Source organism: Enterobacter sp. PI-10 (assembly GCF_027947695.1).
In the GTDB taxonomy this organism is placed as follows: Bacteria; Pseudomonadota; Gammaproteobacteria; order Enterobacterales; family Enterobacteriaceae; genus Enterobacter; species Enterobacter vonholyi.
Window position 1 is genome coordinate 1 of record NZ_JAJNOG010000013.1, and the last position, 18274, is coordinate 18274.

Sequence of the window (18274 nt, forward strand, 5' to 3'; positions counted from 1 at the left end):
AAATCCGGTGGTTACAAGCAGTCTTCGGTGGAGCGGTAGTTCAGTCGGTTAGAATACCTGCCTGTCACGCAGGGGGTCGCGGGTTCGAGTCCCGTCCGTTCCGCCACTTATTAAGACATTAAGCCTGCCTTTTTGGCAGGCTTAATGGCAAAAAACTTTAGGGGCGTAGCTCAGTTGGTAGAGCACCGGTCTCCAAAACCGGGTGTCGCGAGTTCGAGTCTCTCCGCCCCTGCCATATATAATCCTTTGCTTCGGCAAAGGATTTTTTTTTGCCTGAAATCCAGCAAAAGGCCTCTTCTTAATATTCAGCCAGCATTTCTGCTGGCTGATGTATCAATCCATTACATTGATTTTTAACAGATCTTTTATCTGTGCTTGCTTATCACTGTTTTGCAGCCAAATTGCATACAGCGGTCTGGTAAGCGTGGTGGAATCCATCACCGTATGCAGCCCCGCTTTAGCGTCTGCCCAGCGAACAGGTAACCAGGTACATCCTCTCAGCAAGGGCAGTTGCTGACAGGCGATCTCCGCAGAGCTGGTCGTTAACTGTGGAACATCATCAGGTGCAATCAATCCAGTCTCATGCTGCTGAAAATCTGGCCCCCATTCCAGGCGCAAATAGGTCAGATCTGCCTTCATCATCGAAGGTTCAGAGGCATAAAGCGCCAGACCAAACTGGCCTACAATCTGGCTGCTAAATTCGTCCATCTTGGGGGCTTCAGTTGTGATCAGAAGATCAAGCTGACGCTCATGAAGCTGCTTAACCAGCGACTGCCGTTGCGCAATTCTCGCTTCAAATTGCAGGTGGCCGTGTGAATGATACAGCCGGGTAAGCCACTGACTTAGCATACATTCCCACAGAGAAGCGCTGGCCCCAATCGAGAACTCATTATGCCTCGAAGTATGCGCCACCTCTTTACGTGCTGCCTGCCAGGTATTCATGAGCGTTTCTGCGTACGGCAGCAGTTTCTCACCGGCAGGCGTTAAGCGAATATTGTTGCGATGGCGAGTAAAAAGATTCACACCCAGTTGATTTTCCAGCTGTCGAATACGAAAACTGACTGCTGACTGCGTCAGGTAAAGGGCTTCAGCTGCTCGCCCAAAGTGGCGTGTTCTGCTCACTTCAAGGAAAGTTTTAAGCAATTCCGTATCCACATCTTTCTCCGCAAAATTATTTGTCGTTATGATTTAAATGTTTTGTTTTACACTCTGTCAAGCGTAACTAATACTCCGCGCCATAAATAGCTCGGCCAAAGAATTAGGAGCGTGTAGGATGGCGGAAAGCTTTACGACGACTAATCGTTTTTTCGACAATAAACATTATCCGCGCGGGTTCTCTCGTCACGGCGATTTCACCATCAAAGAAGCTCAACTGCTTGAGCGCCATGGTTATGCCTTTAACGAGCTGGATCTGGGTAAGCGTGAACCTGCGACCGAAGACGAAAAACAGTTTGTTTCCGTTTGCCGTGGTGAGCGTGAGCCTCAGTCTGAAGCGGAACGTGTGTGGATCAAGTATATGGCACGCATTAAGCGTCCAAAGCGCTTCCATACGCTGTCTGGCGGCAAGCCGCAGATGGAAGGTGCAGAAGACTACACCGAGTCTGATGATTAAAATGAAGAGAAGGGGCTACGGCCCCTTTTTTTATGCCAGCAACTTCTGCAGATGCAGCAGCAAACGATCGATAGCGCGGTAGCTCAGCGCCTCCTGCAAATGCTTTCTCTCAATGTCAGTGCACCCCTCCACGTCAGCAATGGTTCTGGCCACTTTTAGCAAACGCTGCCACGCACGTATAGACAGCCCAAAGCGGGTCAACGTTTCCTCCAGCCATCCCGCATCCTCACTGTTAAGGGAACAAAACTGCCGGATCCCGGCATTATCTAGCCGCGCATTTAGCCTGTTCTGACGAGCATACTGTCGCGTCTGGGCCGCAATCACCCGCTCGCGTACATCCGCTGAGCTTTCACCCGTGATACCCGTCTGCCTGAGCAGACCCGGCGGAGGAAGGGGGATTTCGAGGGATAAATCGAAACGGTCGAGGAACGGGCCGGATAACTTACCCAGATAGCGCAACGTCTGCTCCGGCGTACAGCGGTTATGGTTTCCCTGGTAGTGGCCCGTCGGGCTGGGATTCATCGCCGCGACCAGCTGAAACTGCGCGGGATAGCTTATTTTGGCCCGCGTGCGCGAGATATGTATTTCGCCAGATTCAATAGGTTCTCTCAGTGCATCCAGCACGCGGCGCTCAAACTCGGGCAGCTCATCGAGAAATAGAATTCCATTATGGGCCAGTGAGATCTCTCCCGGCCCGGGGATAGACCCGCCGCCGACCATTGCCGTCAGTGAAGCGCTATGATGCGGGGAACGAAAAGGGCGACGGCGCCACTGTTTTTGCAACGATGCAGAACTGATGAGGCTATATATGGCTGCGCTTTCCAGCGCTTCATGATTATTGAGCGGTGGAAGCAATCCACTCAACCTGCTCGCCAGCATCGTTTTCCCCGTACCTGGTGGACCAATCAACAGAAGATTGTGCCCACCTGCGGCCGTAATCTCCAGCGCCCGTTTCCCTTGCTCCTGCCCCATAATCTCGCTGAGATCCTCCGGGACGTCGGTTATAACATCGTCACACTCCTCCGGCTCGGACAGTTCATGTCGTCCTTCCAGCCAGGCACAAACTTCCTGTAAATGTCCCGCGATGAGGCATCCTTTCTCGGCGATAAGACTCACTTCTGATGCGTTTTCATTTGCGACAATGATTTGCCGCCCGGCACGTATGGCCTCCAGCGCTCCTGATATCGCACCGGGAACGCCTCTTAACGCGCCTGTGAGCGCGAGTTCACCCACGAACTCATACGAGCCTAGCCTTGTCGTATTAAGCTGCTCAGAAGCCGCGAGAAGGGCAATTGCGATAGGTAAATCGTATCGTCCCCCCTCTTTAGGCAGATCGGCGGGAGCAAGGTTGATGGTGATCTTCTTCGCAGGGAAGGTATAACCGCTATTTATTATTGCGCTGCGAACGCGATCCCTGGCCTCTTTAACCGTCGTTTCAGGTAAACCGACAAGCGTGAGTCCGGGTAGCCCATTACTCAAATGAACCTCAACGGAAACAAGCGGTGCCTTTACCCCGAGAGCCGCACGCGTATAAACAACTGACAGTGACATTTGCACTACCTCCTGGTGTGACTATGCCAGCGCCTTTTTTGTCTGTTTAGCGTCATTTTGCTGATTTACGCCGCCTGTTCAGAGATTTTAAGCGCACGCTGAAACAATTGCATAACCGTGGAAGCTTCCTCGCAGAATGTAAAAAGCCCCGTTTTGACGTTAAGAACTGCAGTAAAAAAATGAAAAATATTCATTTTCTAATTTCTTTATATAAAACAAAGATTTTAAGAAATATGATTCGCTGCCTAATCAAATCCGTCATAAATAAATCTTGTGTTTGATTTAAAAACTGTGATAACTCTTTAGGTATTCCTTCGAACAAGATGCAAAAAGAACTGAAAATGACAGCCCTTCTACGAGTGATTAGCCTGGTCGTGATTAGCGTGGTGGTGATTATTATCCCACCGTGCGGGGCTGCACTTGGACGAGGAAAGGCTTAGAAATCAAGCCTTAACGAACTAAGACCCCCGCACCGAAAGGTCCGGGGGTTTTTTTATGACTAAAAAACGTAAATGAGGAGCAGAGAATGACGACTAGCACAAAATTCTGTTTCTCCCGATTTATGACGGGGAACTAACTATGAATGGGGCACAGTGGGTAGTACATGCGTTGCGCGCGCAGGGAGTCGAGACAGTATTCGGTTATCCAGGTGGCGCAATTATGCCGATTTACGATGCACTGTATGACGGCGGCGTGGAACATCTCTTGTGCCGACACGAGCAGGGCGCAGTGATGGCGGCCATTGGCTACGCCCGCGCGACCGGCAAAACCGGCGTGTGTATGGCGACGTCAGGCCCAGGCGCAACTAACCTCATCACCGGCCTGGCTGACGCGCTGCTGGATTCCGTTCCCGTTGTCGCCATCACCGGGCAGGTGGCGTCTCCGTTCATCGGTACCGACGCTTTTCAGGAAGTCGATGTACTGGGTTTATCGCTGGCCTGCACCAAACACAGTTTCCTCGTTCAGTCTCTGGAAGAGCTGCCGCGCGTAATGGCAGAAGCTTTCGAAGTGGCCAGCTCAGGCCGTCCTGGTCCGGTTCTGGTCGATATCCCGAAAGATATCCAGGTGGCACCTGGCGATCTGGAACCCCACTTCTCCACCGTTGAAAGCGACGACGCGTTTCCGCATGCGGAAGTTGAAGAGGCCCGTCAGATGATGGCGCAGGCGAAACAGCCGATGCTGTACGTCGGCGGTGGCGTCGGGATGGCGCAGGCCGTTCCCGCCCTGCGTGAATTTATCGCGGTAACGCAAATACCTGCCACCTGCACGCTGAAAGGGTTGGGTGCGGTAGATGCAGACTACCCGTACTATCTGGGCATGCTGGGGATGCACGGCACCAAAGCGGCAAACCTGGCGGTGCAGGAGTGCGATCTGCTCATCGCCGTAGGTGCCCGTTTTGACGACCGCGTCACCGGCAAGCTGAATACCTTTGCGCCGAACGCTAAAGTCATCCATATGGATATCGACCCGGCGGAGATGAACAAGCTGCGTCAGGCGCACGTTGCGCTGCAGGGCGATCTCAACGCGCTGTTACCGGCATTGCAGAAGCCGCTGGATATCAACGCATGGCGTCAGCACACCGCCGATATGCGCGCCGAGCACGCATGGCGTTACGATCACCCCGGCGAGGCCATCTACGCGCCGCTGCTGTTGAAGCAGTTGTCGGATCGCAAACCTGCTGATAGCGTCGTCACCACCGACGTCGGCCAGCACCAGATGTGGTCCGCGCAGCATATGACCTACACCAGCCCGGAAAATTTCATCACCTCCAGTGGGTTAGGGACGATGGGCTTCGGTCTGCCAGCAGCCGTTGGCGCGCAGGTCGCCCGCCCGAACGATACCGTTATCTGTATCTCCGGTGACGGCTCCTTCATGATGAACGTCCAGGAGCTCGGCACCGTTAAACGCAAGCAGTTGCCGCTGAAAATCGTCTTGCTCGACAACCAGCGTTTAGGGATGGTTCGCCAGTGGCAACAGCTGTTCTTCCAGGAGCGCTACAGCGAAACGACTCTCACCGATAACCCCGATTTCCTCACCCTGGCCAGCGCCTTTGGCATCCCTGGCCAGCACATCACCCGTAAAGATCAGGTTGAAGCGGCGCTCGACACCATGCTGAACAGCGATGGGCCTTACCTGCTTCATGTCTCAATCGACGAACTCGAGAACGTCTGGCCGCTGGTACCGCCTGGTGCCAGTAACTCACAAATGATGGAGAAATTATCATGATGCAGCATCAGGTCGCCGTACAGGCTCGCTTCAACCCGGAAACTTTAGAACGCGTTTTGCGTGTGGTGCGTCATCGTGGTTTTCAGATTTGCTCTATGAATATGGAGACAGCCACTGACGCCCGGAATATCAGTATCGAATTAACCGTTGCCAGCCCGCGGCCGGTCGACTTACTGTTTAGTCAGTTATCAAAGCTGGTAGACGTTGCCCATGTTGCCATCTGCCAGAGCACAACCACATCACAACAAATCCGCGCTTAAGCGTGACAGGACGAAAAAATGACGACAAAAAAAGCTGATTACATTTGGTTCAACGGTGAGATGGTTCGCTGGGAGGACGCGAAGGTCCACGTGATGTCCCACGCGCTGCACTACGGTACCTCCGTGTTTGAAGGCATCCGCTGCTACGATTCTCACAAAGGGCCAGTGGTGTTCCGCCATCGCGAACACATGCAGCGTCTGCATGACTCAGCCAAAATTTATCGTTTCCCGGTATCTCAGAGCGTTGATGAGCTGATGGAAGCCTGCCGCGACGTGATCCGTAAGAACAACCTCACCAGCGCCTATATTCGTCCGCTGGTCTTCGTGGGTGACGTCGGTATGGGCGTGAACCCGCCGGCCGGCTATACCACTGATGTGATCATTGCCGCGTTCCCGTGGGGTGCTTACCTGGGTGCTGAAGCCCTGGAGCAGGGGATCGACGCAATGGTCTCTTCCTGGAACCGCGTTGCGCCAAACACCATCCCGACCGCCGCGAAAGCGGGCGGTAACTACCTCTCTTCATTGCTGGTCGGCAGCGAAGCGCGCCGTCACGGTTACCAGGAAGGCATCGCGCTCGATGTGAATGGCTACATCTCCGAAGGCGCAGGTGAAAACCTGTTTGAAGTGAAAGACGGCATTCTGTTTACGCCACCATTCACCTCCTCCGCGCTGCCGGGCATCACCCGTGACGCCATCATCAAGCTGGCGAAAGACCTGGGTATCGAAGTGCGCGAGCAGGTGCTGTCCCGCGAATCCCTGTACCTGGCCGATGAAGTGTTTATGTCCGGTACCGCGGCTGAAATCACCCCGGTGCGCAGCGTAGACGGTATTCAGGTGGGCGAAGGCCGCTGTGGCCCGGTCACCAAACGCATTCAGAAAGCGTTCTTTGGCCTCTTCACCGGCGAAACAGAAGATAAATACGGCTGGTTGGATCAGGTTAATCACTAAGCATAAATTTGGGACGGCACGCACCGTCCCATTACATAGTCAGACGGGAGTCAATAAAGCATGCCTAAGTATCGTTCAGCCACCACCACCCACGGCCGCAACATGGCGGGTGCCCGCGCGCTGTGGCGCGCCACTGGAATGACCGACGCCGATTTCGGTAAGCCGATTATCGCCGTGGTGAACTCCTTCACCCAGTTCGTACCGGGCCACGTGCACCTGCGCGATCTGGGTAAACTGGTAGCCGAGCAAATCGAAGCCTCCGGCGGCGTGGCGAAAGAGTTCAACACCATTGCGGTCGATGACGGTATCGCGATGGGTCACGGGGGCATGCTCTATTCACTGCCGTCGCGCGAGCTGATCGCCGACTCCGTAGAGTATATGGTTAACGCCCACTGCGCCGATGCCATGGTCTGTATCTCCAACTGCGACAAAATCACCCCGGGGATGCTGATGGCTTCCCTGCGTCTGAATATTCCGGTGATCTTCGTCTCCGGTGGCCCAATGGAAGCGGGGAAAACCAAGCTCTCCGACAAAATCATCAAGCTCGACCTGGTCGATGCGATGATCCAGGGCGCGGACCCGAAAGTTTCTGACGAGCAGAGCGATCAGGTGGAACGCTCCGCGTGTCCGACCTGCGGCTCCTGTTCCGGTATGTTCACGGCGAACTCCATGAACTGCCTGACCGAAGCGCTGGGCCTGTCTCAGCCGGGCAACGGCTCGCTGCTGGCGACCCACGCCGACCGTAAGCAGCTGTTCCTCAACGCCGGTAAACGTATCGTTGAGCTGACCAAGCGCTACTACGAGCAGGATGACGCCAGCGCGCTGCCGCGCAGCATTGCCAGTAAAGCCGCGTTCGAAAACGCCATGACGCTGGATATCGCCATGGGCGGTTCCACCAACACCGTTCTGCACCTGCTGGCCGCCGCGCAGGAAGCCGAAATCGACTTCACCATGAGCGATATCGACAAGCTGTCCCGCAAAGTGCCGCAGCTGTGTAAGGTCGCACCAAGTACCCAGAAGTACCACATGGAAGACGTGCACCGTGCCGGTGGCGTCATCGGTATCCTCGGCGAGCTGGATCGCGCCGGTCTGCTGAACCGTGACGTGAAAAACGTGCTCGGGCTGACGCTGCCGGAATCGCTGGACCAGTTCGACGTGATGCTGACCAAAGACGATGCGGTGAAAAAAATGTTCCGCGCCGGTCCTGCCGGTATTCGTACCACGCAGGCCTTCTCCCAGGATTGCCGCTGGGACACGCTGGACGATGACCGCGCCGAAGGCTGCATCCGCTCGCTGGAACACGCCTACAGCAAAGACGGCGGCCTGGCCGTGCTGTACGGAAACTTTGCGGAAAACGGCTGCATCGTGAAAACCGCAGGCGTGGACGACAGCATCCTGAAATTCACCGGTCCGGCGAAGGTGTACGAAAGCCAGGATGAAGCGGTAGACGCCATCCTTGGCGGTAAAGTGGTTGAAGGCGACGTGGTTGTCATTCGCTACGAAGGGCCGAAAGGCGGTCCGGGCATGCAGGAGATGCTCTACCCAACCACCTTCCTGAAATCGATGGGCCTCGGTAAAGCCTGCGCGCTGATCACCGACGGGCGTTTCTCCGGCGGTACTTCCGGCCTCTCTATCGGCCACGTTTCCCCGGAAGCGGCAAGCGGCGGCAACATTGCCATCATCGAAGACGGCGATCTGATCGAAATCGACATTCCGAATCGCGGCATTCAGCTCAAGCTGAGTGACCAGGAGATCGCAGCCCGTCGTGAAGCGCAGGAAGCGCGCGGCGACAAAGCCTGGACGCCGAAAGATCGCCAGCGCGAAGTCTCCTTTGCCCTGCGCGCCTACGCGAGCCTTGCCACCAGTGCAGATAAAGGCGCGGTGCGCGATAAATCGAAACTCGGGGGCTAACGATGGCCGAGTCACAACCCTTATCCGCCGCCCCTGAGGGGGCGGAATATCTCAGGGCGGTGCTGCGCGCACCGGTCTATGAAGCCGTGCAGGTCACGCCCCTGCAGAAAATGGAAAAACTCTCTTCGCGCCTCGACAACGTCATTCTGGTGAAGCGCGAAGACCGCCAGCCGGTGCACAGCTTCAAGCTGCGCGGTGCCTACGCGATGATGGCCGGACTTACCGATGAGCAAAAAGCGCGCGGCGTGATTACCGCGTCGGCGGGCAACCACGCGCAGGGCGTGGCGTTCTCGTCTGCTCGTCTGGGGCTGAAAGCGCTGATCGTGATGCCGGTTGCTACCGCAGACATCAAGGTCGACGCGGTGCGCGGTTTCGGCGGTGAAGTATTACTCCACGGGGCTAACTTTGACGAAGCAAAAGCCAAAGCGATTGAGCTGGCGCAGCAGCAGGGTTTCACTTGGGTGCCGCCGTTCGACCACCCGATGGTGATTGCCGGGCAGGGCACGCTGGCGCTGGAGCTGCTGCAGCAGGATGCCCATCTCGACCGCGTCTTTGTTCCGGTGGGCGGCGGTGGCTTAGCCGCAGGCGTGGCGGTGCTGATCAAACAGCTGATGCCGCAGATCAAAGTCATTGCCGTGGAAGCGGAAGATTCTGCCTGCCTGAAAGCGGCGCTGGATGCCGGGCATCCGGTAGACCTGCCGCGCGTCGGGCTGTTTGCCGAGGGCGTGGCGGTGAAGCGTATTGGCGACGAAACCTTCCGCCTGTGCCGGGAATATCTCGACGATATCGTCACGGTGGATAGCGATGCGATCTGCGCGGCGATGAAGGATCTCTTCGAAGACGTTCGTGCGGTGGCGGAACCGTCCGGCGCTCTGGCGCTGGCGGGCATGAAAAAATACATCGCGCAGCACAACATTCGCGGCGAGCGTCTGGCGCACGTGCTTTCTGGTGCCAACGTGAACTTCCACGGTCTGCGCTACGTGTCCGAGCGCTGCGAGCTGGGGGAACAGCGTGAAGCGCTGCTGGCGGTGACCATTCCGGAAGAGAAGGGCAGCTTCCTGAAATTTTGTCAGCTGCTGGGCGGCCGTTCGGTGACGGAGTTTAACTACCGTTTTGCCGATGCCAAAGACGCCTGCATTTTTGTCGGCGTGCGTCTGAGCCGTGGCGTGGAGGAGCGTAAAGAGATCCTTAATCTGCTGCATGAAGGCGGCTATAGCGTAGTCGATCTCTCCGACGATGAGATGGCGAAGCTGCACGTGCGCTACATGGTCGGCGGGCGTCCATCGAAGCCGCTCAGGGAACGCCTGTTCAGCTTTGAGTTCCCGGAATCGCCGGGCGCGCTGCTCAAGTTCCTGCACACACTGGGCACGCACTGGAACATCTCCCTTTTCCACTACCGCAGCCACGGTACCGACTACGGCCGCGTGCTGGCGGCGTTTGAACTGGGCGAGCACGAGCCGGATTTCGAAACGCGGCTGAACGAGCTGGGCTATGAGTGTCACGACGAAACCCATAACCCGGCGTTCAGGTTCTTCCTGGCAGGTTAGTGGTTCGGCAATATCGTCCAGAACGCATCAATAAGCGGCTCATGCAGCCGCTTTTTTTGTGCGCACACGCCAAGCTCAAACGGCGTTTTCTCATCGCTGCGCTCCAGAATCATCACGCGATTGCGCACCGGTTCCGGGCTATTTTCCAGCACCACCTCCGGCAGCAGCGCCACGCCGCAGCCGAGCGCCACCATCGACACCATCGCCTCATGGCCGCTGACCGTGGCGTAAATCGACGGGTTGCTGATTTTCTGGCGGCGGAACCACAGCTCAATACGACGGCGCACCGGCCCCTGATCGGCCATGATAAACGGTACCGTGGACCAGTCCGGTTTTTCCACCGACACCTGGTTACGCACCGGGCAGGGCAGCGCCGGGGCAATGAGTACCACCGCCAGATTCTCCAGCATGGAGAATGCCACCGCGCCCGGCAGGGTTTCAGGTTTCCCGGCAATGGCGAGATCCGCTTCGCCCGTCACCACTTTTTCCATTGCGTCGGAGGCATCGCCGGTGGTGAGCTTAATTTCAACCGACGGATGCGCCGCGCGGAAGCGGTCAAGGATGGGCGGCAGATGGCTGTAAGCGGCGGTCACGGAGCAAAAAATATGCAGCTCGCCGGAAAGTGACGGCCCCTGCTGGTCAATCGAGTGCCGCAGCTGCTGGTACTGCAGCAGCGTCTGCTGGGCAAAAATGCGTAGCTCTTCGCCCGCTTCCGTGAGGGTGACGGTGCGGTTGTCGCGCACGAACAGGGGCTGGCCGAGGTCTTCCTCAAGGCGCTGGATCTGGCGTGAAAGCGTGGAGGGGCTAACGTGCATCGCCCGGGCGCTGCGGCCAAAATGACGGCTTTCCGTCAGGTGCAGGAACATTTTCAGATCGCGTAAATCCACCGATTCCACTCCCTCTTTTTACATTGCAAAAATTGCAACATGACGTTGTGAATATATCAATTTCCGCAATAAATTTCCTGTTGTAATGTGGGTACATTCTCGCTGAAACGCGAACCGAACAATAAGACACACAACATCACGAGGTATCACCCATGGCTAACTACTTTAATACACTGAACTTGCGCCAGCAGCTGGCGCAGCTGGGCAAATGCCGCTTCATGGCGCGCGACGAATTTGCCGATGGCGCGAGCTACCTTCAGGGTAAAAAAGTGGTCATCGTCGGCTGTGGCGCACAGGGTCTGAACCAGGGCCTGAATATGCGTGACTCCGGTCTGGATATCTCCTACGCCCTGCGCAAAGAAGCGATTGCCGAGAAGCGTGCTTCCTGGCGTAAAGCGACAGAAAACGGCTTCAAAGTGGGTACCTACGAAGAGCTGATCCCGCAGGCGGATCTGGTAGTTAACCTGACCCCGGACAAGCAGCACTCAGACGTTGTGCGTTCCGTACAGCCGCTGATGAAAGACGGCGCGGCGCTGGGTTACTCCCACGGCTTCAACATCGTTGAAGTGGGCGAGCAGATCCGTAAAGACATCACCGTAGTGATGGTTGCACCGAAGTGCCCGGGTACCGAAGTTCGTGAAGAGTACAAGCGTGGCTTCGGCGTGCCGACCCTGATCGCGGTTCACCCGGAAAACGATCCGAAAGGCGAAGGCATGGCGATTGCCAAAGCATGGGCAGCGGCGACCGGCGGTCACCGTGCTGGCGTGCTGGAATCGTCCTTCGTTGCCGAAGTGAAATCTGACCTGATGGGCGAGCAGACCATTCTGTGCGGCATGCTGCAGGCCGGTTCTCTGCTGTGCTTCGATAAGCTGGTGGAAGAGGGTACCGACCCGGCATATGCGGAAAAACTGATTCAGTTCGGCTGGGAAACCATCACCGAAGCGCTGAAGCAGGGCGGTATTACGCTGATGATGGACCGTCTGTCCAACCCGGCAAAACTGCGTGCTTACGCGCTGTCTGAACAGCTGAAAACCATCATGGCACCGCTGTTCCAGAAACACATGGACGACATTATCTCCGGCGAATTCTCTTCCGGCATGATGGCGGACTGGGCGAACGACGATAAGAAACTGCTGACCTGGCGTGAAGAGACCGGTAAAACCGCGTTCGAAACCGCGCCACAGTACGAAGGTAAAATCGGCGAGCAGGAGTACTTCGATAAAGGGGTGCTGATGATCGCGATGGTGAAAGCAGGCGTTGAGCTGGCGTTCGAAACCATGGTGGATTCCGGCATCATCGAAGAGTCTGCGTACTACGAATCACTGCACGAGCTGCCGCTGATTGCGAACACCATCGCCCGTAAGCGTCTGTACGAAATGAACGTGGTTATCTCTGATACCGCGGAATACGGTAACTACCTGTTCTCTTACGCCTGCGTACCGCTGCTGAAAGAGTTTATGACTACTCTGCAGACTGGCGATCTGGGTAAAGCGATTGCAGAAGGTGCCGTGGACAACGCGCAGCTGCGCGATGTGAACGAAGCCATTCGCAGCCACCAGATCGAGAAAGTGGGTCACAAACTGCGTGGCTACATGACCGATATGAAGCGCATCGCGGTAGCGGGTTAACAACAGGGGCGGGCTGATGCCCTCACCCCGCCCCTCTCCCACAGGAAGAGGGTGCAAACATTAAAGGCCTTCTCTTAGAGAAGGCCTTGCTGTTTATTTCCGGTACAGCACTTTAATGATGTGATAACCAAACTGGGTATGCAGCGGGCCGGTTGGCTCCAGCACCGGGCAGGAGAACACCACTTTATCGAACGCCGGAACCATCTGACCCTGGCGGAACTCACCCAGATCGCCGCCGCGTTTGCCTGACGGGCAGATGGAGTGCTTCTTCGCCAGCTTCCCGAAGTCGGCACCGTTTTTAATCTGCTCCAGAAGATCCAAAGCCAGTTTCTCTTCTTTAACGAGGATGTGCACTGCTGCTGCTGTTTTTGCCATGATCGTGCCTTGAATAGGTTGAAATAAATCGGGGCGCAATATACCACGCGTCAGCGGCGATAAAGCACCTTAATGATATGGTAGCCAAATTTAGTTTTTACCGGGCCGTAGGGCTTCAGAAGCGGGCAGCTAAAGACCGCCTGATCGAACGGGCCGACCATCGCACCTTGTTGAAACTCGCCGAGATCCCCACCATTGCGCCCGGAAGGGCATTTAGAGTAGCGCTTCGCCAGATGATCAAAGCTGATGCCGCGCTCCAGCTTGGCCAGGATCTCCTGGGCCAGTTTCTCTTCTTTTACCAGAATATGCAGGGCTGCTGCGGTCTTTTTCATGGTTCTGCTCTACGGGTTAAACGCGATTTCTCCACTTTATCATTAGCCGGTAAATCTGCGCCCGGCTTTCTGCTACAATCCACACCCCGTTCGAAGATTGAGCAACACTCCCATGCGTTTAAACCCTGGACAACAACAAGCGGTCGAATTCGTTACTGGACCATGCCTGGTGCTGGCAGGGGCCGGTTCGGGTAAAACCCGTGTGATCACCAACAAGATCGCCCATCTGATCCGCAACTGCGGGTATCAGGCGCGACACATTGCGGCGGTCACCTTTACCAATAAAGCGGCGCGTGAGATGAAAGAGCGCGTCGGTCAGACGCTTGGCCGTAAAGAAGCGCGTGGCCTGATAATCTCCACCTTCCACACGCTGGGGCTGGATATCATCAAACGCGAGTATGCGGCGCTGGGAATGAAGTCCAACTTCTCCCTCTTCGATGACACCGACCAGGTGGCGTTGCTCAAAGAGCTCACCGAGGGGCTGATCGAAGATGACAAAGTGCTGTTGCAGCAGCTGATCTCGACGATCTCGAACTGGAAAAACGATCTGATGACCCCGGCGCAGGCCGCGGCGATCGCCAAAGGCGAACGGGATCGGATTTTCGCCCACTGCTACGGTCTGTACGATGCGCATATGAAAGCGTGCAACGTGCTGGACTTTGACGACCTGATCCTGCTGCCCACGCTGCTGCTGCAGCGCAATGAAGAGGTGCGCGAGCGCTGGCAGAATAAAATCCGCTACCTGCTGGTGGATGAATATCAGGACACCAACACCAGTCAGTACGAGCTGGTGAAGCTGCTGGTGGGGAATCGGGCGCGTTTCACCGTGGTAGGCGACGACGATCAGTCAATTTACTCCTGGCGCGGCGCGCGTCCACAAAACCTGGTGCTGCTGAGCAAAGATTTCCCGGCGCTGCAGGTGATTAAGCTCGAGCAAAACTACCGCTCCTCCGGTCGTATCCTGAAGGCGGCAAACATCCTGATTGCCAATAACCCGCACGTATTCGAGAAGCGTCTCTTCTCCGAACTGGGCTACGGAACGGAGCTGAAAGTGCTCAGCGCCAACAATGAGGATCATGAAGCGGAGCGAGTCACGGGAGAACTCATCGCTCACCACTTCGTCAACAAAACCGAATATAAGGATTACGCGATCCTCTATCGCGGTAACCACCAGTCGCGCGTCTTTGAAAAGATGCTGATGCAGAACCGCATTCCGTACAAAATTTCGGGCGGCACGTCGTTCTTCTCACGACCAGAAATCAAAGACCTGCTGGCTTATCTGCGCGTGCTCACTAACCCGGATGACGACAGCGCGTTTCTGCGTATCGTGAATACGCCAAAACGCGAGATAGGCCCGGCGACGCTGCAAAAGCTCGGCGAGTGGGCGATGACCCGCAACAAAAGTATGTTTACTGCCAGCTTTGACATGGGGCTGAGCCAGACGTTAACCGGGCGTGGCTATGACTCGTTAACCCGCTTCACCCACTGGCTCGGCGAAGTACAGCGTCTCGCGGAGCGCGAGCCGGTGGCTGCAGTGCGCGATCTCATTCACGGCATCGACTATGAGTCCTGGCTGTATGAAACCTCAGCCAGCCCGAAGGCGGCTGAGATGCGCATGAAGAACGTTAACCAGCTTTTCAGCTGGATGACCGAAATGCTGGAGGGCTCTGAAATCGACGAGCCTATGACCCTGACGCAGGTCGTCACCCGCTTTACCCTGCGCGACATGATGGAGCGCGGTGAGAGCGAAGAAGAGGCCGATCAGGTTCAGCTCATGACGCTGCATGCGTCAAAAGGGCTGGAGTTTCCGTATGTCTATCTGGTTGGTATGGAAGAGGGATTGTTGCCGCACCAGAGCAGCATTGATGAAGATAACGTCGATGAGGAGCGCCGCCTGGCCTACGTGGGGATCACCCGCGCGCAGAAAGAGCTGACGTTCACGCTGTGTAAAGAGCGCCGCCAGTATGGCGAACTCGTCCGCCCGGAGCCGAGTCGTTTCCTGCTGGAACTGCCGCAGGATGACCTGATCTGGGAGCAGGAGCGCAAAGTGATTACCGCGGAAGAGCGGATGCACAAGGGGCAGGCTAACGTGGCGAACATTCGCGCCATGCTGGCTAAAGCCAAAGAGAAAGGATAATGATGAGTAGCCGGGCAAGGCGAAGCCGCCACCCGGCAATGTTCAGCGTATTACTTTACTTCCAGCACCCAGTGCACATAGCTCTGCCACTGGCACTCCTGCTCGATCATCTCGGCCCCTAACGGGTGACGTTCAATCCAGTTTTCCGGCAGCGTCAGCGAAAGCTTCTCGTCATCGGCCACAAGATTAATGGCTGGCAGCAAATCATCGCGGCGGCGGCTGGCAAACAGGATCGCCAGACGCAGCAGGCGGCAGAGATGCTCGGCCACGCGCGGCGGTACGGCGTTTTGCTGATGCAGAGAGGAGAGATCGACGGCATTGGTTTGGTTCAGCAGCAGCGTTGCCAGCAATTTTTTCTGCGCGGGCGTGTAGCCCGGTAAATCAAGGTTGCGGACCAGATACGCTGCGTGAGCCGGTGCCTGCTTAAAATCAATGCTCAGCCCTACTTCATGTAGCGCGCACGCGCTCAGGAGTAAATCCCGGCTCAGGTGATCAAGATCCCAGACGTTAGCGACCTGATCGGCGAAGCGTGACGCCAGCTGCGATACGCGTCCTGCCTGATCGATATCAACCAGAAAACGACGCTGCACGTTGCGCAGGGTACGGCTACGGATATCCTGATCGACCGACAGATGCAGCATCCCGTAGACCAGGCCTTCACGCAGCGCACCGCCGGCCAGGGTCATACACTGGATGTTCAGCTCGGTGAAAATAGCGATAAGAATGGCCAGCCCGCTCGGGAAGACCAGCGCGCGTTCGAGCGTCAGGCCTTCAATTTCCAGCTCTTCCAGGCGTCCGCACTGAATGGCGCGCTGTTTCAACTGCTGAAGCTTAGCAAGCGTAATCCGCTCGTCCATTCCCTGCGCCATCATGATTTCCTGCAGGGCCTGCACGGTCCCGGACGCACCCACGCAGACTTTCCAGCCGTGATAGCGCAGTTCATCCATGACCGGGCGTAATACCTCGCGCGCGGCGTTTTCCGCCTCGTCGAAGTTCTCTTTACCCAGATTACGATCGGTAAAGTAGCGCTCAAGCCAGGTCACGCAGCCCATCGAGAGGCTGAACAGCGACGTTGCCTGCGCGCCGGTGCCGGTCACAAGCTCGGTACTGGCACCGCCGATATCCACCACCAGGCGGCGATCGTCACCCCCCGTGGTGTGTGCAACTCCCTGATAAATCAGACGAGCTTCTTCTTCACCGCTGATAACCTGAACCGGGCAACCGAGGATTTCCTGCGCTCTGGCAATAAAATCAACGGCGTTAACCGCCAGGCGAAGTGTCGCAGTGGCGACGACGGTGATTTGGGCATGCGGGATATCCTGCAGACGCTCGGCAAAGAGTCGCAGACACTGCCAGCCACGTTCCATGGCTTCAGGTGAGAGGTGGTTATCGCTGCTCAGGCCCGCCGCGAGGCGGACCTTGCGCTTGATGCGCGTCAGCGTTTGTATGCTTCCCGCCACCTCGCGCACAACCAGCATATGAAAACTATTCGAACCGAGATCAATTGCCGCATAAAGCGAGGTGGAGCTGAGCATATTTTCTTAACCTGAACGACGACGATTACGCGGTGCGCCGCCTGAACGACGCGGACCATTGCCGGAGCGTGGGCGGGTTAGACGCTTAGGCGGCGGCAGTTCGCTTAACAGCGCTTCCGGATTGTATTTGCTCTGCGGGATAGAGTGACCGATATAAGTCTCAATGGCTGGGAGATTCAGCGCATACTCTTCACATGCAAGGCTAATAGAGTGTCCGCTTGCGCCCGCGCGACCGGTACGACCGATACGGTGTACGTAGTCTTCGCAGTCGTCTGGCAGATCGTAGTTAAAGACATGCGTCACGGCTGGAATGTGTAAACCACGTGCCGCCACGTCGGTTGCGACCAGAATATCGAGATCGCCACGGGTGAACTCTTCCAAAATACGCAGGCGTTTTTTCTGTGCGACGTCGCCGGTCAACAGGCCAACACGGTGACCGTCTGCAGCCAGATGGCCCCAGATGTCTTCACAACGATGTTTGGTGTTCGCAAAGATGATGGCGCGATCTGGCCACTCTTCTTCAATCAGCGTTTGCAGCAGACGCATTTTCTCTTCATTGGAAGGATAGAAGAGCTCTTCTTTAATGCGGTGACCCGTTTTCTGCTCAGGTTCCACTTCTACATATTCGGCGTTGTTCATCTGTTCGAACGCCAGTTCGCGTACGCGGTATGAGAGGGTTGCAGAGAACAGCATATTCAGACGCTGATTGGCCGGAGGCATACGGCGGAACAGCCAGCGAATGTCTTTAATGAAGCCGAGATCGTACATGCGGTCAGCTTCATCGAGCACCACAACCTGGATTGCGCCGAGGTTAATATGGTTCTGTTTAGCGTAGTCGATAAGACGGCCGGTGGTACCGATCAGGATATCCACACCGCTTTCGAGCACTTTCAGCTGTTTATCGTAGCCGTCGCCGCCGTAGGCCAGGCCAATCTTCAGGCCCGTAGCCTGCGCCAGGGGTTCAGCGTCTGCGTGGATCTGTACCGCCAGTTCTCGCGTCGGGGCCATAATTAGCGCGCGCGGCTGGTTAACTTTGCGGTCTGCAATCGCTGGGTGAGAAAGTAAATAATGAAACGTTGACGTTAAAAACGCCATCGTTTTGCCGGTACCGGTTTGCGCCTGCCCGGCAACATCGCGACCGGCCAGCGTCAGCGGCAGCGCGAGGGCCTGAATGGGCGTGCAGTTATGAAACCCTTTATTTTCAAGGGCTTCAATCACCTTCGGGTGCAGCGCGAAGTCGGAAAACTTCTGTTCTGTTAAATGTGTTTTGCTCATAGTGTGGTAGAATATCAGCTTACTATTGCTTTACGAAAGCGTATCCGGTG

17 protein-coding genes and 2 tRNA genes are annotated in these 18274 nt (G+C 56.2%); 12 read left to right on the forward strand and 7 right to left on the reverse strand.

Annotated features, from left to right (window positions below; translation table 11 throughout):
• Positions 1 to 29: 29 nt before the first annotated feature.
• Positions 30 to 106: transfer RNA gene (locus LRM19_RS20000), tRNA-Asp, on the forward strand.
• Between the two features lie 53 nt (positions 107 to 159).
• Positions 160 to 235, forward strand: a tRNA-Trp gene (locus LRM19_RS20005).
• 98 nt (positions 236 to 333) lie between these two features.
• Here LRM19_RS20005 and hdfR read toward each other — a convergent pair.
• Positions 334 to 1155: an HTH-type transcriptional regulator HdfR gene (gene hdfR / locus LRM19_RS20010; protein WP_133295337.1), complete on the reverse strand. Its 822-nt coding sequence runs from the start codon at positions 1153 to 1155 to the stop codon at positions 334 to 336.
• Between the two features lie 118 nt (positions 1156 to 1273).
• Between hdfR and LRM19_RS20015 the strand changes: the two genes are divergently transcribed.
• Positions 1274 to 1612: a DUF413 domain-containing protein gene (locus tag LRM19_RS20015; RefSeq protein WP_008501577.1), complete on the forward strand. Its 339-nt coding sequence runs from the start codon at positions 1274 to 1276 to the stop codon at positions 1610 to 1612.
• 30 nt (positions 1613 to 1642) lie between these two features.
• Here the strand turns inward: LRM19_RS20015 and LRM19_RS20020 are convergent, their stop codons facing one another.
• A complete protein-coding gene (locus LRM19_RS20020; protein ID WP_115876998.1) occupies positions 1643 to 3163 on the reverse strand; it encodes a YifB family Mg chelatase-like AAA ATPase in 1521 nt (506 codons plus the stop codon).
• Positions 3164 to 3504: 341 nt separating this feature from the next.
• Here LRM19_RS20020 and ilvL point away from each other — a divergent pair, with 341 nt between their 5' ends.
• The 7 genes from ilvL to ilvA all read left to right on the forward strand — a co-directional run bounded on the left by ilvL (position 3505) and on the right by ilvA (position 10055).
• Positions 3505 to 3603 (forward strand): ilv operon leader peptide, encoded by a 99-nt coding sequence (gene ilvL / locus LRM19_RS20025; RefSeq protein ID WP_001311244.1) that lies wholly within the window; start codon positions 3505 to 3507, stop codon positions 3601 to 3603.
• An 86-nt stretch (positions 3604 to 3689) separates the two neighbouring features.
• Positions 3690 to 3740 carry a peptide IlvX gene (gene ilvX / locus LRM19_RS20030; RefSeq protein ID WP_166792073.1) on the forward strand — a complete coding sequence of 17 codons (51 nt, stop codon included), beginning with the start codon at positions 3690 to 3692 and terminating at the stop codon, positions 3738 to 3740.
• Positions 3741 to 3742: 2 nt separating this feature from the next.
• The gene (gene ilvG, locus LRM19_RS20035; protein ID WP_115876999.1) at positions 3743 to 5389 is read left to right on the forward strand and encodes an acetolactate synthase 2 catalytic subunit; all 1647 of its coding nucleotides are present in this window, start codon (positions 3743 to 3745) and stop codon (positions 5387 to 5389) included.
• Entirely contained in the window at positions 5386 to 5649 is a 264-nt protein-coding gene (gene ilvM, locus LRM19_RS20040; protein WP_059354681.1) for an acetolactate synthase 2 small subunit, read from the forward strand. The genes ilvG and ilvM overlap by 4 nt, the downstream gene beginning before the upstream one ends.
• Positions 5650 to 5667: 18 nt before the next feature.
• Positions 5668 to 6597, forward strand: coding sequence for a branched-chain-amino-acid transaminase (ilvE, locus tag LRM19_RS20045; RefSeq protein ID WP_127732610.1), 930 nt, complete (start codon positions 5668 to 5670; stop codon positions 6595 to 6597).
• Positions 6598 to 6657: 60 nt separating this feature from the next.
• Complete coding sequence (ilvD, locus tag LRM19_RS20050) at positions 6658 to 8508, forward strand: dihydroxy-acid dehydratase (protein WP_115877001.1); 1851 nt, start codon at positions 6658 to 6660, stop codon at positions 8506 to 8508.
• Positions 8509 to 8510: 2 nt separating this feature from the next.
• Positions 8511 to 10055, forward strand: coding sequence for a threonine ammonia-lyase, biosynthetic (ilvA, locus tag LRM19_RS20055; RefSeq protein ID WP_039267211.1), 1545 nt, complete (start codon positions 8511 to 8513; stop codon positions 10053 to 10055).
• On the opposite strand, the gene ilvY is transcribed toward ilvA, so the two are convergent.
• Entirely contained in the window at positions 10052 to 10942 is an 891-nt protein-coding gene (gene ilvY / locus LRM19_RS20060) for an HTH-type transcriptional activator IlvY (RefSeq protein WP_111963506.1), read from the reverse strand. The genes ilvA and ilvY overlap by 4 nt on opposite strands.
• A 152-nt stretch (positions 10943 to 11094) precedes the next feature.
• Between ilvY and ilvC the strand changes: the two genes are divergently transcribed.
• The gene (ilvC, locus tag LRM19_RS20065) at positions 11095 to 12570 is read left to right on the forward strand and encodes a ketol-acid reductoisomerase (RefSeq protein ID WP_021242831.1); all 1476 of its coding nucleotides are present in this window, start codon (positions 11095 to 11097) and stop codon (positions 12568 to 12570) included.
• A gap of 93 nt (positions 12571 to 12663) precedes the next feature.
• Here ilvC and ppiC (LRM19_RS20070) read toward each other — a convergent pair whose 3' ends face one another.
• The gene (gene ppiC, locus LRM19_RS20070; RefSeq protein WP_023309650.1) at positions 12664 to 12945 is read right to left on the reverse strand and encodes a peptidylprolyl isomerase PpiC; all 282 of its coding nucleotides are present in this window, start codon (positions 12943 to 12945) and stop codon (positions 12664 to 12666) included.
• A 50-nt stretch (positions 12946 to 12995) separates the two neighbouring features.
• Positions 12996 to 13277, reverse strand: a complete 282-nt coding sequence (gene ppiC, locus LRM19_RS20075; protein WP_004886860.1) for a peptidylprolyl isomerase PpiC — start codon at positions 13275 to 13277, stop codon at positions 12996 to 12998.
• Positions 13278 to 13389: 112 nt separating this feature from the next.
• Between ppiC (LRM19_RS20075) and rep the strand changes: the two genes are divergently transcribed.
• Complete coding sequence (gene rep / locus LRM19_RS20080) at positions 13390 to 15414, forward strand: DNA helicase Rep (protein ID WP_271369687.1); 2025 nt, start codon at positions 13390 to 13392, stop codon at positions 15412 to 15414.
• A gap of 50 nt (positions 15415 to 15464) precedes the next feature.
• Here the strand turns inward: rep and gppA are convergent, their stop codons facing one another.
• A complete protein-coding gene (gppA, locus tag LRM19_RS20085; protein ID WP_021242833.1) occupies positions 15465 to 16949 on the reverse strand; it encodes a guanosine-5'-triphosphate,3'-diphosphate diphosphatase in 1485 nt (494 codons plus the stop codon).
• Positions 16950 to 16955: 6 nt separating this feature from the next.
• Entirely contained in the window at positions 16956 to 18224 is a 1269-nt protein-coding gene (gene rhlB / locus LRM19_RS20090) for an ATP-dependent RNA helicase RhlB (RefSeq protein ID WP_111963512.1), read from the reverse strand.
• Positions 18225 to 18274 lie beyond the last annotated feature (50 nt).

Excerpts from the sequence above, each read along its gene's own strand:
- ilvG (WP_115876999.1), top strand. The coding sequence starts at position 3,743 with ATGAATGGGGCACAGTGGGTAGTACATGCGTTGCGCGCGCAGGGAGTC.
- LRM19_RS20015 (WP_008501577.1), top strand. The coding sequence starts at position 1,274 with ATGGCGGAAAGCTTTACGACGACTAATCGTTTTTTCGACAATAAACAT.
- ppiC (WP_023309650.1), bottom strand. The coding sequence starts at position 12,945 with ATGGCAAAAACAGCAGCAGCAGTGCACATCCTCGTTAAAGAAGAGAAA.
- ilvE (WP_127732610.1), top strand. The coding sequence starts at position 5,668 with ATGACGACAAAAAAAGCTGATTACATTTGGTTCAACGGTGAGATGGTT.
- ppiC (WP_004886860.1), bottom strand. The coding sequence starts at position 13,277 with ATGAAAAAGACCGCAGCAGCCCTGCATATTCTGGTAAAAGAAGAGAAA.
- gppA (WP_021242833.1), bottom strand. The coding sequence starts at position 16,949 with ATGCTCAGCTCCACCTCGCTTTATGCGGCAATTGATCTCGGTTCGAAT.
- ilvA (WP_039267211.1), top strand. The coding sequence starts at position 8,511 with ATGGCCGAGTCACAACCCTTATCCGCCGCCCCTGAGGGGGCGGAATAT.
- rhlB (WP_111963512.1), bottom strand. The coding sequence starts at position 18,224 with ATGAGCAAAACACATTTAACAGAACAGAAGTTTTCCGACTTCGCGCTG.
- ilvL (WP_001311244.1), top strand. The coding sequence starts at position 3,505 with ATGACAGCCCTTCTACGAGTGATTAGCCTGGTCGTGATTAGCGTGGTG.
- rep (WP_271369687.1), top strand. The coding sequence starts at position 13,390 with ATGCGTTTAAACCCTGGACAACAACAAGCGGTCGAATTCGTTACTGGA.
- ilvC (WP_021242831.1), top strand. The coding sequence starts at position 11,095 with ATGGCTAACTACTTTAATACACTGAACTTGCGCCAGCAGCTGGCGCAG.
- LRM19_RS20020 (WP_115876998.1), bottom strand. The coding sequence starts at position 3,163 with ATGTCACTGTCAGTTGTTTATACGCGTGCGGCTCTCGGGGTAAAGGCA.
- ilvD (WP_115877001.1), top strand. The coding sequence starts at position 6,658 with ATGCCTAAGTATCGTTCAGCCACCACCACCCACGGCCGCAACATGGCG.
- ilvM (WP_059354681.1), top strand. The coding sequence starts at position 5,386 with ATGATGCAGCATCAGGTCGCCGTACAGGCTCGCTTCAACCCGGAAACT.